At 39.8% G+C, this 14,388-nt stretch carries 9 protein-coding genes; 6 read left to right on the forward strand and 3 right to left on the reverse strand.

Translation table 11 applies throughout. The features are described from left to right. Window positions 1–333: 333 nt before the first annotated feature. The 3 genes from rpsD (at window position 334) to BN1082_RS21680 (ending at window position 6,071) form a co-directional block, all read left to right on the forward strand. The gene (rpsD, locus tag BN1082_RS21670) at window positions 334–936 is read left to right on the forward strand and encodes a 30S ribosomal protein S4 (RefSeq protein ID WP_090638134.1); all 603 of its coding nucleotides are present in this window, start codon (window positions 334–336) and stop codon (window positions 934–936) included. Between the two features lie 348 nt (window positions 937–1,284). Next, entirely contained in the window at window positions 1,285–2,859 is a 1,575-nt protein-coding gene (locus tag BN1082_RS21675; protein WP_090638136.1) for a vanadium-dependent haloperoxidase, read from the forward strand. 431 nt (window positions 2,860–3,290) lie between these two features. Then, the gene (locus BN1082_RS21680; RefSeq protein ID WP_090638139.1) at window positions 3,291–6,071 is read left to right on the forward strand and encodes a transglycosylase domain-containing protein; all 2,781 of its coding nucleotides are present in this window, start codon (window positions 3,291–3,293) and stop codon (window positions 6,069–6,071) included. Window positions 6,072–7,096: 1,025 nt separating this feature from the next. On the opposite strand, the gene acsA is transcribed toward BN1082_RS21680, so the two are convergent. Beyond that, window positions 7,097–8,815: an acetate--CoA ligase gene (gene acsA / locus BN1082_RS21685; protein ID WP_090638141.1), complete on the reverse strand. Its 1,719-nt coding sequence runs from the start codon at window positions 8,813–8,815 to the stop codon at window positions 7,097–7,099. A gap of 207 nt (window positions 8,816–9,022) precedes the next feature. Between acsA and BN1082_RS21690 the strand changes: the two genes are divergently transcribed. The 3 genes from BN1082_RS21690 (at window position 9,023) to BN1082_RS21700 (ending at window position 11,934) form a co-directional block, all read left to right on the forward strand. Further along, window positions 9,023–9,655, forward strand: a complete 633-nt coding sequence (locus BN1082_RS21690; protein WP_090638144.1) for a GNAT family N-acetyltransferase — start codon at window positions 9,023–9,025, stop codon at window positions 9,653–9,655. Between the two features lie 444 nt (window positions 9,656–10,099). Beyond that, complete coding sequence (locus BN1082_RS21695) at window positions 10,100–10,747, forward strand: acetoin utilization AcuB family protein (RefSeq protein WP_090638146.1); 648 nt, start codon at window positions 10,100–10,102, stop codon at window positions 10,745–10,747. Continuing rightward, complete coding sequence (locus tag BN1082_RS21700) at window positions 10,744–11,934, forward strand: acetoin utilization protein AcuC (protein WP_090638149.1); 1,191 nt, start codon at window positions 10,744–10,746, stop codon at window positions 11,932–11,934. The genes BN1082_RS21695 and BN1082_RS21700 overlap by 4 nt, the downstream gene beginning before the upstream one ends. Before the next feature lie 103 nt (window positions 11,935–12,037). Here the strand turns inward: BN1082_RS21700 and ccpA are convergent, their stop codons facing one another. Both ccpA and BN1082_RS21710 read right to left on the reverse strand, forming a co-directional pair. After that, complete coding sequence (ccpA, locus tag BN1082_RS21705; protein WP_090638151.1) at window positions 12,038–13,036, reverse strand: catabolite control protein A; 999 nt, start codon at window positions 13,034–13,036, stop codon at window positions 12,038–12,040. 244 nt (window positions 13,037–13,280) lie between these two features. Then, the gene (locus BN1082_RS21710; RefSeq protein WP_090638496.1) at window positions 13,281–14,357 is read right to left on the reverse strand and encodes a bifunctional 3-deoxy-7-phosphoheptulonate synthase/chorismate mutase; all 1,077 of its coding nucleotides are present in this window, start codon (window positions 14,355–14,357) and stop codon (window positions 13,281–13,283) included. Window positions 14,358–14,388 lie beyond the last annotated feature (31 nt).

Genomic DNA, 14,388 nt, shown 5'->3' on the forward strand with positions numbered 1-14,388 from the left:
CGATAGCATTTTAGAGGATCGAGCGTCTTCCGCTCCAATCAACATAGTGGCAAAATCAACAATGAGCTTTAACATAGCTTTACACTAACATAAAATCTTCTTGACTTTTATGTATAAAAAATAATATAATATCTTTTGTGTAAAATATTGCAGCCTATGTAAGCAACCTTAATTGTCACATTTTGTTCCTCATTGGTTTGAATCCTTTATTGATGGTGCATCTTGTAACCCTCTGCTGCTAGGGCGAAGGTGCATGAAAACAAAATGGCTATTATTGCTGTTTCATAACGGTTTTTATTTTACCAAAATAAAAACACGAAGGAGGAGTCATTCATGGCTCGCTATACCGGCCCAAGCTGGAAACTATCCCGTCGTCTTGGAATCTCTCTAAGCGGCACAGGTAAAGAATTAGATAAACGTCCTTACGCACCAGGACAACATGGTCCAAACCAACGCAAAAAGCTTTCTGAATACGGATTGCAATTACAAGAAAAGCAAAAACTTCGCCACATGTATGGTGTAAATGAGCGTCAATTCCGTACTCTATTCGTTAAAGCAGGCAAATTTTCTGGTAAACATGGTGAAAACTTCATGATTCTTCTAGAATCACGTTTAGACAACGTTGTTTACCGTTTAGGTTTAGCTCGCACTCGCCGTGCAGCTCGTCAGTTAGTTAACCACGGTCACATTTTAGTTGATGGTTCTCGTGTAGATATCCCATCATACCGTTTAGCTGCTGGCCAAACTATCAGCCTACGTGAAAAATCACGTAATCTTGATGTTATTAAAGAAGCTATCGAAGTAAACAACTTCGTACCTGATTTCTTAACATTTGATGCTGACAAGCTAGAAGGAACATTCACTCGCTTACCAGAGCGTTCTGAACTTCCAGCTGAAATTAACGAAGCTCTTATCGTTGAGTTCTACTCTCGTTAATAAAAATCGCTATTTAAATAGTGACATAAAAAACCCTAGAAACCTTGTTAAATCAATGGTTCTAGGTTTTTTTGTTTTTTCTCTGCTTTGTAGAAAAGAATTTTCTCCGCCAACAAATTGGGGGACATTTTTCAAATAATTAAGTAGACAGGCGCTTGTGTTACGAATCTGACAATAAGTGACTTTTGACATAGACTGTCTTCAGACATTTAGAGTGGTCATATAAGCAAGAAAAGAGTTAAGAATTAAGAACCTAGTACAAGAATCTAAGCCTTGAAAAGGAAACTGAATACCTTATATCGAGTCTATAATTTTTTTGAACGACGATATGATATAAGGAGTGATGAAATGGAAAATAATGAAATATCTAAGGAGACCCTTGAGCAAGACACCCCATGTGTAATTGGACCGAACAATGCCGAAGAGCGTCTGAAAGAAGCATATCATCTCCGTAAAGAAGCTGCACATTTCCAAAAAAAACTTCCTCTCCCAGAACAGCCTTGCAATCGTGATGAACACTTGTTTATTAATAAAATTGCTAACTATTCGAAAGGGCTGCCACACAATTCGCTCGGAGAGGTGGATCTTAAGGCTTATAAATCATTTGTTCACGCATTAAGGACGGGCAAATCAAAAGATTTTGAAAAGATCCTATTAGGTGGTGTTGTCAAACTATCCAATCCGCAAGGCGCGTATACATTTGACCTAGCTGGACCTGATAGTCACCATTTGGGAATCAAAGCGCCCCCGTCCTTCAGCAGTGCATGTGAGGCGAGTGAGGCCGCGGAAGTTTATTGGCAGGCCTTAACCCGCGATGTCCCTTTCGAATACTTTCACACTAATCCATTGACCACAATGGCCGCTTTAGATTTATCCGAGTTTTCAGATTTTCGCGGACCAAAAGTAAATGAACTAGTCACTACCCAGACCTTGTTTAGAGGTGATACCCCAGGTGACCTGATTGGGCCTTATATTTCCCAATTTTTATGGAAGGATATTCCTTATGGAGCGACAACTTTCATCCAGCGGTACAGTACAACAGCCGCAGGAGACGACCACATGACATCATATGGAGAATGGTTAAATATTCAAAACGGATTATTCCCAACAACGAAGAATGTATTGGATCCAACACCTCACTATATCCGTAATAACCGCGATTTAGCCTCATATGTTCACAAAGATTTTACCTATCAATCGATCCTTAGTGCTTGTTTAATTCTATCTGGTTTTGGGGAGGCTGCACTTGATCCGTTTAACCCTTATCTGAAATCCAAGACCCAGGTTGGTTTCATTACATTTGGGACTCCACATATTCTTGATTGGGTGGCCAAGGCTGCGAGGACAGCTCTCGAGGCTGGTTGGTTCCAGAAGTTTTTGGTGCATCGCCGGCTTAGGCCAGAAGAGTTTGGTGGACGCGTCCATAATCAAATAACAGGAGCTGCATGTTACCCCATTAATTCTGAACTACTTAATTCACAGGTAATTTCCCAGGTCCACAGTAAGTTTGGCACCTACCTTTTGCCCCAGGCCTATCCGGAAGGATGTCCTACTCATCCATCCTTTCCTGCTGGCCACGCTTGTATAGTTGGGGCCGGAGTCACGATGTTAAAAGCATTTTTTAACGAATCATTTGTTATCCCTAATCCCGTAGTATCCTCTTCTGATGGTCTCTCCTTAAATCATTACTCAGGTCCTTCATTGACAATAGGTGGAGAGTTGAACAAACTAGCATCTAACATCGCCCTTGGACGGGATGCTGCCGGCGTCCATTGGCGTTCTGATGGCATCGAAGGGCTAAAATTGGGTGAAGCAGTCGCCATCGGTATCATTCAGGATTACAGGAAGACTTACAATGAGCATTTTAACGGTTTCACTCTGACTAAATTTAACGGTACTACCATCAAAATTGGAGACTATTGAGTTCTACTCTCATTTAAAAATCGATATTTAAATAGTGACATAAAAAACCCTAGAAACCTTTTCATTGGTTCTAGGGTTTTTTATTTATTAATTGGTTGGTCTAATCGGTGTCTCCCAATTGAAAAAACTTCGTAGCTACTCAGTTATTGATCCTATTCTTTTCAATCCTGTAATAATTCCATACTAAAACCTCCCAAACATAACTTTTTCAAAATAATGCATTCTAAAAATAAAAAACATCCCTGCAAACATGCAGGAACGAGAGACTCGCGGTGCCACCGAGCTTGAGGAAATGCCTTCAATGCTTTTATTATTTTAACTTACAGCTTTTGTCAAATATCGAAGGGAAATTTCAGAAAAATGTAGAAAATTGTCATTTTCCTAAGCATTGATATGCTATAATGTACTTGATTTTAAAGAGAGGTGAGTCTATGAAGGAAAAACTACAACCTTGGATTAAAAAACTCCAACCTTTGCTGGAAAAATTAAAATCCACTCTCCATTTTTTCACAAATGAAAAAACAGTAAAAAATGCACGAATCACTTACAAAGTAACCTGGAACCTCCTCCTTTTATTTTTAACTGTCGTAATTCTTGGAGGAGCTTTTGCTACTGGGGTTGGTGCAGGTTATTTTGCCTCGCTCGTTAAGGATGAACCAGTTCTTTCCTACAACAGCATGAAAAAAGACATTTATGATTATACGGAATCATCTGATTTATTTTTTTCCAATAATGTTTATTTAGGAAAAATGCGTTCAGACCTCGACCGCGAAGAAGTCAAACTAGACCAGGTATCTAACAATTTAACTAATGCCATTATTTCAACGGAAGACGAATACTTTTACCAGCATCATGGCGTAGTTCCTAAAGCTGTGCTCCGTGCACTTTATCAAGAAGTCACAAACTCTTCTGTGCAATCAGGCGGCAGTACCTTAACACAGCAGTTAATTAAAAACCAAATCTTAACGGATGAAGTATCCTTTCAAAGAAAGGCAAATGAAATATTGCTGGCACTGCGTCTTGAAAAGTTTTTTTCAAAAAAAGAAATTCTTGAAGCCTATATAAACGTTTCTACCTTTGGAAGAAATTCATCAGGGCGAAACATTGCTGGGGTTCAGGCAGCGGCAAAGGGGATTTTTGGTAAAAACGCAAAGGACTTAACGCTACCAGAAGCAGCTTTTATCGCCGGTTTACCGCAAAGCCCATTCGGGTATACACCTTTTACAAAGGAAGGTAAATTAAAAGATAATCTAGGGCCTGGAATATCGCGAATGAAAACCGTCCTTAAAAGAATGTATGATAACGGATACATAAACAAGACGGAATATGCCCAAGCATCCTCCTATGATATCAAGAAAGATTTTATAACAGCTGGTGAAAGTGACAATCCGATTGAAAAATATCCATGGCTTACAATTGAAATTGAAAAACGCGCCATCGATGTCCTTACAACGGTATTAGCCCAAAATGACGGTATCAGTGAAAATGATTTAAAAAAGGATGATAATCTTAATAACAAGTACAAAACTTTAGCGAATCATGCTTTGCATCAAAATGGCTATGAAATTCATACAACTATTGATAAAGGTATTTTTGATGCGATGCAGCAAACAAAGGATAATTATCCATACTACGGACCTGATCAAAGCCAAGAAAAAATAGATCCTGAAACAGGTGAAAAGAAAACAGTTATGGAGCCTGTCGAGGTTGGTGCCATATTAATTGAAAATAAGACAGGAAAAATTATTAGCTTTGTTGGCGGTAGAGATTATAACAAACAACAGCTCAACCATGCTACGAGTGCAACACGCCAGAATGGCTCAACCATGAAACCATTGCTTGTCTACGGGCCGGCGATCGAAATGGGGAAAGTCGCACCAGGGACACCATTGCCGGATGTGGAACTACATCTTGATCCGGCAAATCCAAGTAAAGCATGGCCGAACAACTATGACAAAACTTACAATGGTTTAGTAGCTGCTAGATATGCACTGGCGATATCGTATAACGTTCCTGCTGTAAAATTATATACTGACATCCTGAGTTATCGTCCAGCTAAGTATCTTGAAAAAATGGGATTTACTTCATTAACAAAATCTGACTACACAAGCCCAGCAACAGCCATCGGTTCATTGACAAAGGGTGTTACGGTAGAGGAAAATACCAATGCCTTTACTACCTTTGCTAATGAAGGAAAATTCATTGATGCCTACATGATTGACAAGATTGTAGATAAGCACGGCAAGGTCATCTATCAGCATGAAGTACAGCCTGTTGATGTTTTTACGCCGCAAACGGCCTATTTAACGCTTGATATGATGAGAGACGTAATAAAATATGGTACCGCATCAGGGATTAATAACAGATTGAAATTCACAGCAGATTGGGCCGGAAAAACCGGGACCGGGTTTGAATACTGGGATTCCTGGTTAGTTGCATCTAACCCTAATGTTACCTTTGGAATTTGGACTGGTTATGATACTCCAAAATCGTTAAACACACCAGGGATGGCCTATTATAATCGAACTTATTATCTTTGGGCGGATTTAATGAATTCTGCTTATGATATTAATCCGGATTTAATTGATCCAAAGGATTCATTTACGATGCCAGATGGTATTATCAAACAATCCTACTGTGCCGTTTCAGGACTGCTGCCATCGGCTGCCTGCACAAAGGCAGGGATGGTAGTAAGCGATTATTTTAACCAAAAATATGTCCCAACCCAAGTAGACGATAGTTTAATCGAAGGGAATTATGTCCAAATCGGCTATAAAAAATATTTGGCATTAGATTCCACACCAAGTGATTTTGCCCAAAAAGGGTTCATTTTAAACCCTGATTTTATCGCACGGATAGCAGGACCTAATTTTAAAAATTATAGCCAGCTAATCCCGAAACGAATGCAATGGGGAAATATTATTGTTCCTGACGCCAAAATGGTCGACAACGGGAAGCGCCCAGATAAGGTCAACCTTACTGTTTCAGGAAACACTCTATCCTGGTCTCCCTCTGCAGAAAATGATGTCATCGGTTATCGTGTTTATAAGAGTGGTGGAGGGCCAGTTACTAAGGAAGCAAGCATCAGCAGCGGTTCAAGCATCGCCTATCCGGCTTCAAATGGTACCTATTACGTGACAGTCGTAGATATTGCCGGGAATGAATCAGAACCGTCTAACCTTGTCGAGGTTGGAGGAACTACACCTCCATAAGAGATGACCTAGAGCCCTAGATGAAACGATATTCATCTAGGGCTTTTTTATAATTTCCACAACTGACTCAACAAACGAGGATTGTTGATGCTATTCAACGACCTTTTTTGATAATAATTGCTATATTCGGTCGTTGACCACGCCAGTCAATGACCTTTTTTAATTAAAACTACTGCTTTCGGGCTTTGAGTAAGCTTATCAATGACCTTTTTCTTTGAAAATGAGGGCGTTCGGGCGTTGATCGGGCTTATCAACGACCTTTTCCGATATTAAAGGCTTTTTTCGGGTGTTGACCATACCAGTCAATGACCTTTTTCAATTAAATCCACTGCTTTCGGGCTTTGAGCAAGCTTATCAATGACCTTTTTCTTTGAAAATGAGGGCGTTCGGGCGTTGATTGGGCTTATCAACGTCCTTTTATGTTAATAAAGGCTTTTTTCGATCGTTGACCACACCAGTCAATGACCTTTTTTATTTAAAAAAATGCTTTCGGGCTTTGAGAGGGGCTAGCAACGACCTTTTTCTTAAAAAAAGAGATTCTTTCTTTGAAATTATGGGTTTCTTTCACGTAACAAGGCTCTACGTGCACGGTTCGGTATAAAAATCGGGGTTTCTTTCACGTAACAGAACTCTACGTGCACGGTTCGGTATATGAATTATGGGTTTCTTTCACGTAACAAGGCTCTACGCGCACGGTTCGGTATAAAAATCGGGGTTTCTTTCACGTAACAGGGCTCTACGTGCACGGTTTGCTATATAAATCAGGTTTTCTTTCACGTAACAAGGCTCTACGTGCACGGTTCGGTATAAAAATCGGGGTTTCTTTCACGTATCAGGGCTCTACGTGCACGGTTTGCTATATAAATCAGGTTTTCTTTCACGTAACAAGGCTCTACGAGCACGGTTCGGTATAAAAATCGGGGTTTCTTTCACGTATCAGGGCTCATTTAAGTTTGACGGTACAACTCTTTTTTCTTTATCAAAATAAAAATAACCGCATCGGAATTTTCCAATGCGGTTATTCATTAATCCTCCATTGTAGAAAGATCTCCTGTCGGCAGATCAAGTTCCCATGCTTTTAAAACACGTCTCATGATTTTACCGCTTCTTGTCTTTGGCAGCTTTTCACGGAATTCGATTTCCCTTGGGGCTGCATGGGCAGCGAGACCTAGTTTAACAAATTGTCTGATTTCTTCTTTCAGTTCATCAGACTGTTTATAACCATCTCTTAATGCAATAAAAGCTTTAATAATTTCCCCGCGCACAGGGTCTGGCTTTCCAATTACACCTGCTTCGGCTACTGCAGGATGTTCGACAAGCTTACTTTCAACCTCAAACGGACCAACTCGTTCCCCTGATGTCATAATGACATCATCTACACGGCCCTGGAACCAGAAATAGCCATCCTCGTCCTTATACGCTGAATCCCCTGAAACATACCAGTCACCCGGCATAAAATATGATTCATATTTTTGCGGATTATTCCATATGGTATGCATCATGGATGGCCAGCCTTTTTTAATGGCGAGATTTCCCATTCGATATGGAGGTAACTCATTTCCTTGATCATCCACAATTGCGGCAACAACGCCGGGAATTGGTTTTCCCATTGAACCCGGTTTAATCGGCATGCAAGGGTAGTTACTAATAAGCTGTGCACCTGTTTCCGTCATCCACCAGTTATCATGAATTCGTTTATTAAATACCTTGGATCCCCATTTCACGACTTCCGGATTCAAAGGCTCACCCACACTTAAAACGTGACGGAGACTGCTTAAATCATATTGCTTGACGAGTTCATCACCAGCACCCATTAACATCCTAAACGATGTAGGAGCACTATACCAAACGGTCACGCCAAAATCCTCAATCATTTTATACCAATTTTGAGGGCTGAAGCGTCCCCCCATAATAACATTGGATGTTCCGGTTAGCCATGGTCCAAAAATACCGTACGAGGTCCCTGTAACCCACCCCGGGTCCGCCGTGCACCAATATACATCGTCCTCTTTTAAATTCAACACCCATTTTGCGGTTTGATAATGTTGAAGCATTGCATTATGTACATGCAAGACTCCTTTTGGTTTCCCGGTAGAACCTGATGTATAATGAAGAATCAGCCCTTCCGTTTTCTCAACCCATTCAATTCTAAGCTCTTTGCTTGCTTCATCAAGTCTTTTTAAAAAATCAAAATAAGTCCCATTCTCGTCAATATTTTTACCTACAAGGAAAATATGCTTTAAAGCTGGCAATTCGTTCACTGGAACTCGTTCCAGTAATTCTGGTGTCGTAACCAAAACTTTTGCCTCGCTGTCCTGCATACGGTCCCTTACTGCCCCTTCCATAAATGCTTCAAATAATGGACCCACGATGGCACCTAACTTAATGGCTCCCAGTACTGCAAAATAAAGCTCAGGCGAGCGCGGCATAAAGATAAAAACACGGTCCCCTTTTTCAACATCGCCATATGTTTTTAAGACATTACCCGCTTTATTGGATAACTCCTTCATTTCCTTAAAGGTGTATTTTTCATTTCGTGAAGCATCGCGATAATAAAGGGCAACCTTGTTTTTACGGAAGGTTGCTGCATGGCGATCAATGGCTTCATACGCCATATTAACAAGACCCGTTTCACTCCAAGTGAATTCTTTTTCAGTTTCCTTCCAGCTAAAGTGCTTATAGGTTTCCTCATAATCTCTTAAATTATGATTCCCTTGCACTACTGGCAGCGCTTCCACTCTCATTCAAATTCCCCCTTTATGACTAATTGAGTTAATTATAGTATAAATAATAACTATTCACAATTTTAAAAATTGTTATAACAAAAACAATTCTTGTATTTCGATATATTATTTAATACTTATGAAAATTTCGTTAAAACACTTATAAAGAGGAAAATTTATGTATAATAGAATTGAAAACCTTTATAGATTTTTCCAGGTGGTGACCAGATGGAACACAAAAAAACCTATAATGCAAAGGAATTGAAAACTCCTCATGGGACCTTATTTATCGAAGGCCCGATTTCTTCTAATAAACTGGCAGGCTTTGAATTTCATGAAGACTTAGTTGCTTTTCGACCACATAACCAGCAGCATAAAGCTTTAATTGGAATTGCGGACCTTGATGAAGGAAGAATTATTATTGCAAGACATCGAAATACGATCGTAGGGTATGCTACCTTTCTCTATCCCGACCCGCTAGAAAGATGGTCTGAAGGCAAAATGGATAACTTAATAGAATTAGGGGCCATTGAAGTAATCCCTTTGTTTAGAGGGTGCTCCGTCGGGAAAAATCTTCTAATTGTCTCGATGATGGATGATGCAATGGAAGATTATATTATCATTACAACTGAGTACTATTGGCACTGGGATTTAAAAGGAACAAAATTAAATGTTTGGGAGTATCGCAAAGTCATGGAGAAAATGATGAATGCAGGGGGACTTGAGTGGTATGCCACCGATGATCCGGAAATTTGCTCACACCCTGCTAATTGTTTAATGGCTAAAATTGGGGAACGCATCGATACTGAATCTATCCAAAGATTTGATCGTCTCCGTTTTATGAATCGTTTCATGTACTAAATACGAAAAGCTTAATGCTTCCGTTTAGCGCCGTATGGACTGGAGCGCTTCGACTGAGATAAAGGAAACACGGAGAGCGAAGCAACTGCATTGAAAAATCCTCAAGAATTACATCTATGAATAAACATCATGAAGCTTTGCGACGAGCTGAACAGCTGCTTCCTCGAATAGGCTATGGCGCAGGAGCACTTCGCGATCCGATGTTGACTTATCGTAGGGAGAAGAGCGAAGTACACTAGGCGCTGGGTGCCTCCGCCGAAAAACTACGTTTTTCGGCGCGCGAGGTATCGCTTCCGAAGCTTACTCTTATGGAGCTAGACAATTCTCGAAGTCGAATTTTATATTTTCTTATCTAACGAAAAGAAAAAGCGCCTTGCACTAGTTGTTGGAGCAAGACACTATGATTTTTTCGGCAAAAATCTTTGTTGTTTGGGGGATTTTCTAATGATCATTGAAGAGATTATGAAAACAGAAATTGCTACCCTATTTCCAACCAATACAATTGCAGATGCCATGGAATTAATGGAAGTAAAGCGTATCCGCCATATTCCTATTGTGAATGCAGAAAATCATCTAGTTGGGCTTGTAACCGTTGCAAAAATTAGGGAGGCCACTCCTTCCATTTTTCATGCAAATGAACATCTTGAAGATATGAAAAAAACAATTGATACCATTATGGAACATGATGTCATCACAGGCCATCCTCTTGATTTTGTTGAGGAAGTTGCCGGTCTATTCTATGAGCATAAAATTAGCTGTATGCCGATTATCAATAATCAAAAATTAGTAGGGATTATCACTGAAACAGATTTGCTACGAACAATGGTGGAATTAACAGGAGTCAATCAACCAGGCTCACAAATCGAAATTAAAGTGCCTAATATAACAGGTGTTCTTAGTGATATTGCCGGGGTTATCAGTAAGCGGAAAGCTAATATTTTAAGTGTAATGGTTTATCCCGATAAAGAGGATAATCATAATAAAATCATTATTGTCAGGGTGCAATTAATGAATCCAACAGGTCTCATTGAGGATTTAAAAAAAGCCGGATATCATGTACTCTGGCCTAATTTACCGGGGATTACATTATGAAAAATGGCTGTTCGTTTGTTTTCTCAGAACAATTACTAAACTATAAATTTAGTAGCCAACATCCTTTCAATCAATTCCGGCTAAAACTGACAGTCGATCTTCTTAATCGAATCAATGCCTTAGATTCGAATCAAATCATCCCGCCAAGAATGGCATCAGTGGAAGAACTATCCCTTATCCATGACCCAAGCTACATAGAGGCAGTTACAAAAGCAGGGCATGGTCAGTTATCTAGTGAAATAGCAGAAAACTATGGCTTAGGAACTGAGGATACACCTATATTTCCTAACATGCATGAAGCCAGTTCTCTTCTTGTGGGTGGCACCTTAACCGCTGTCGATCAGGTCATGACGGGCAAAGCGCTCCATGCGCTTAATCTTGGCGGCGGGCTGCATCACGGCTTCCGCGGAAAAGCCTCTGGATTTTGTATTTATAATGACAGTTCTGTTGCCATTAAGTATATTCAGGAAAAGTATAATGCGCGTGTGTTATATGTTGACACCGATGCCCATCATGGAGATGGGGTTCAGTGGTCCTTTTATGACGATCCTAACGTTTGTACCCTCTCTATACATGAAACAGGGAGATACTTATTTCCAGGAACAGGGAATATCAACGAAAGAGGGCAAGGCAAAGGCTACGGCTACTCCTTTAATATTCCTGTTGATGCTTTTACCGAGGATGAATCATGGCTTTATGCTTATACTCATGCCTTAAGAGAAGTTGCCGCTTTCTTTAAACCTGATGTCATCTTGACGCAAAATGGAGCGGATGCCCACTATTACGATCCCTTGACACATTTATCCTCCACGATGAGGATATATCGCGAAATTCCAAAGCTTGCCCATGAAATTGCCCATCAATATTGTAACGGCAGATGGATTGCAGTGGGCGGCGGCGGATATGACATATGGAGAGTAGTTCCTCGAGCTTGGGCTCTTATCTGGCTCGAGATGACTGAAAACTCAAACTGTTATGGAAGTTTACCTGCATCCTGGGTTGATTATTGGCAGAAAATATCGCCCGTTGAATTACCGAAGGAGTGGGACGATCCGGATGATTTATATCGGCCGATTCCAAGAAAAGCTGAAATCACAGAAAAAAACTTATTAACACTTGATAAAGCACTTTATCCGATTCGAAGCCAGCAAAAAAGTCCGAAAATGAACGAAAACGAGCCAGCTTAATAAACTGACTCGTTTTTTAATGAGTAATTTTGTTCAATTATTCACTTTCAATCGGACCTTAATGAGACATAATCCAGATTAATCTGTTAGATACGTGATTTTTTTATTTCGTTGATTGCCGATGTTCAATTCGATGCGGAAGTATAATGATTTGCTCACTCACTTCTTCTTTGTTCATCAATTTTGTCAGCAAACGCATGGCAACCGCACCAATATCATATAATGGCTGGACAATCGTTGTAAGCTGAGGCCGTACCATTAAAGAGAGCCTTGTATTGTCAGAAGTAATAACCTCAAAATCCTCTGGAATTTTAAAGCCCTTATCCTCAGCACCGTGAACAATTCCAAGAGCCATTTCATCTGCGCCGACAAAGATGGCTGTTGGTCTTGCTTGTATCTCTAATAATTTATCGAAAGCTTCTAAACCGGAATCGTACGTATAGTCCCCTTCAACAATTAATTCTTCATTAAATGGTATTCCAGCTTCCTGAAGCGCCCTCTGATACCCTTTAAGCTTTTTCATGGAATTCTTTGGTTCGTGTAATGGTCCGACAATAAAAGCAATATTTCTATGACCCTTTTCAATAAATTCCTTTACCGAATCGAAAGCAGCTTGTTCATAATCAATATTAACAGAAGCGATTTTTCCAGATTCTTCAAAAGAACCAGCTAGAACAATGGGAACTGGTGATTTTTCAAATTCTTCAACATGTTCTTCCGTAATATGACCGCTCATAAAGACCAATCCATCCACTTGTTTACCCAACATCGTATTCAACAAATGCAATTCCTTTTCCTTATTTTGGTCAGAATTACTTAGGATAATGTTGTATTTATACATCGTAGCAATATCTTCAATCCCACGAGCTAATTCTGCAAAAAAGATATTAGAGATATCGGGAATAATCACACCAACTGTTGTTGTCTTTTTACTTGCTAGACCCCTGGCTACAGCATTTGGGCGATACCCCAATCTTTCAATTACTTCTAATACTTTTTTTCTAGTCACTGGTTTTACGTTTGGATTTCCATTTACAACACGTGAAACAGTTGCCATTGAAACATTTGCTTCTCTAGCAACATCATAGATCGTAATATTCATGCACAACACGCTCCTTAAACGTTACATCGTTTTCATTATTTTACAGCAGGATTAAAAAACTTAGTCATTCTTTCTGTTTTGCTCCCCTGTATCTGCTTTTATTGTTTGTGATAATGTAAACATAATCATGTAACTAATGATACGACATTAAAAGAAATGCCGCAATTGCATTTGAAGCTATTTTCTTTAAATAATAATAACCTTCTGCATTTTACTGCAGAAGGTTTTTCATTACAGGATATGTCTATAATCTAACAAAATTAGATGCAAGCAATTCATTATAGAATTTATCGAATTGGTTAAGGTCCATTTGCTGTTGGGAATCCGAAAGGGCTACAGCTGGATCCGGATGTACTTCGGCCATTATTCCGTCTGCACCTATCGCAAGAGCTGCCTTCGCACAAGGTAGGAGTAAGTCTCTTCTACCGGTCGAATGGGTCACATCCACCATTACCGGTAAATGTGTTTCTTGCTTCAAAATCGGAACCGCAGAAATGTCCAGTGTATTTCTTGTTGCCTTTTCATACGTTCTAATACCACGCTCGCAAAGAATAATTTGCCCATTTCCTTGAGACATAATATATTCCGCCGCATTAATAAATTCTTCTATTGTTGCCGCTAACCCTCTTTTTAACAAGACAGGTTTATTGACTGCACCGGCTGCTTTTAATAATTCAAAATTTTGCATGTTACGGGCGCCAATTTGAATGACATCGATGTAATCGCAAGCCATTTCAATGTCAGCTGGATTCACAATTTCACTGATTACAGCCATATCATATTCTACAGCAACTCGTTTTAAAATTTTCAATCCCTCTACGCCCAATCCTTGGAAATCATAAGGGGATGTCCGTGGCTTATAGGCGCCGCCTCGAAGCAACTTTAAACCTTTCTCTTTCATCAATTTAGCAACAGTTGCCACCTGCTCATAGGACTCAACAGAACATGGACCAAAAACAAAATGTGGCTTCCCATCGCCAATATTTTCACTTTTTAAAGTAACAATCGTATCTTCAGGCTTCTTCTTTCTTGAGACAAGTAAGGCTTTCTTGTGATCATCCTTCTGCAAGTCTAATCCCGCCTTGAAAATTTCCTTAAAAATATGGTCAATGGTGGAATTATCAAATGGCCCATCGTTTTGGTCTTTAATTTTATCAAGCATCATTCTTTCGCGGACTGGATCAAAACGGTAAACCCCCTGACTTCCTTTTACCCGTCCAATCTCTTGGACGAGTAGAGCTCTTTCATTGATCAGCCTTAACAGTTCCATGTTTACTTCGTCAATACGTATCCTTAATTCATCCAATTCATTATTGCCCATCGTTCGTCCCAGCCCTTTCTGTTCAAACATT

Source organism: Neobacillus massiliamazoniensis (assembly GCF_001048695.1).
In the GTDB taxonomy this organism is placed as follows: domain Bacteria; phylum Bacillota; class Bacilli; order Bacillales; family Cytobacillaceae; genus Neobacillus; species Neobacillus massiliamazoniensis.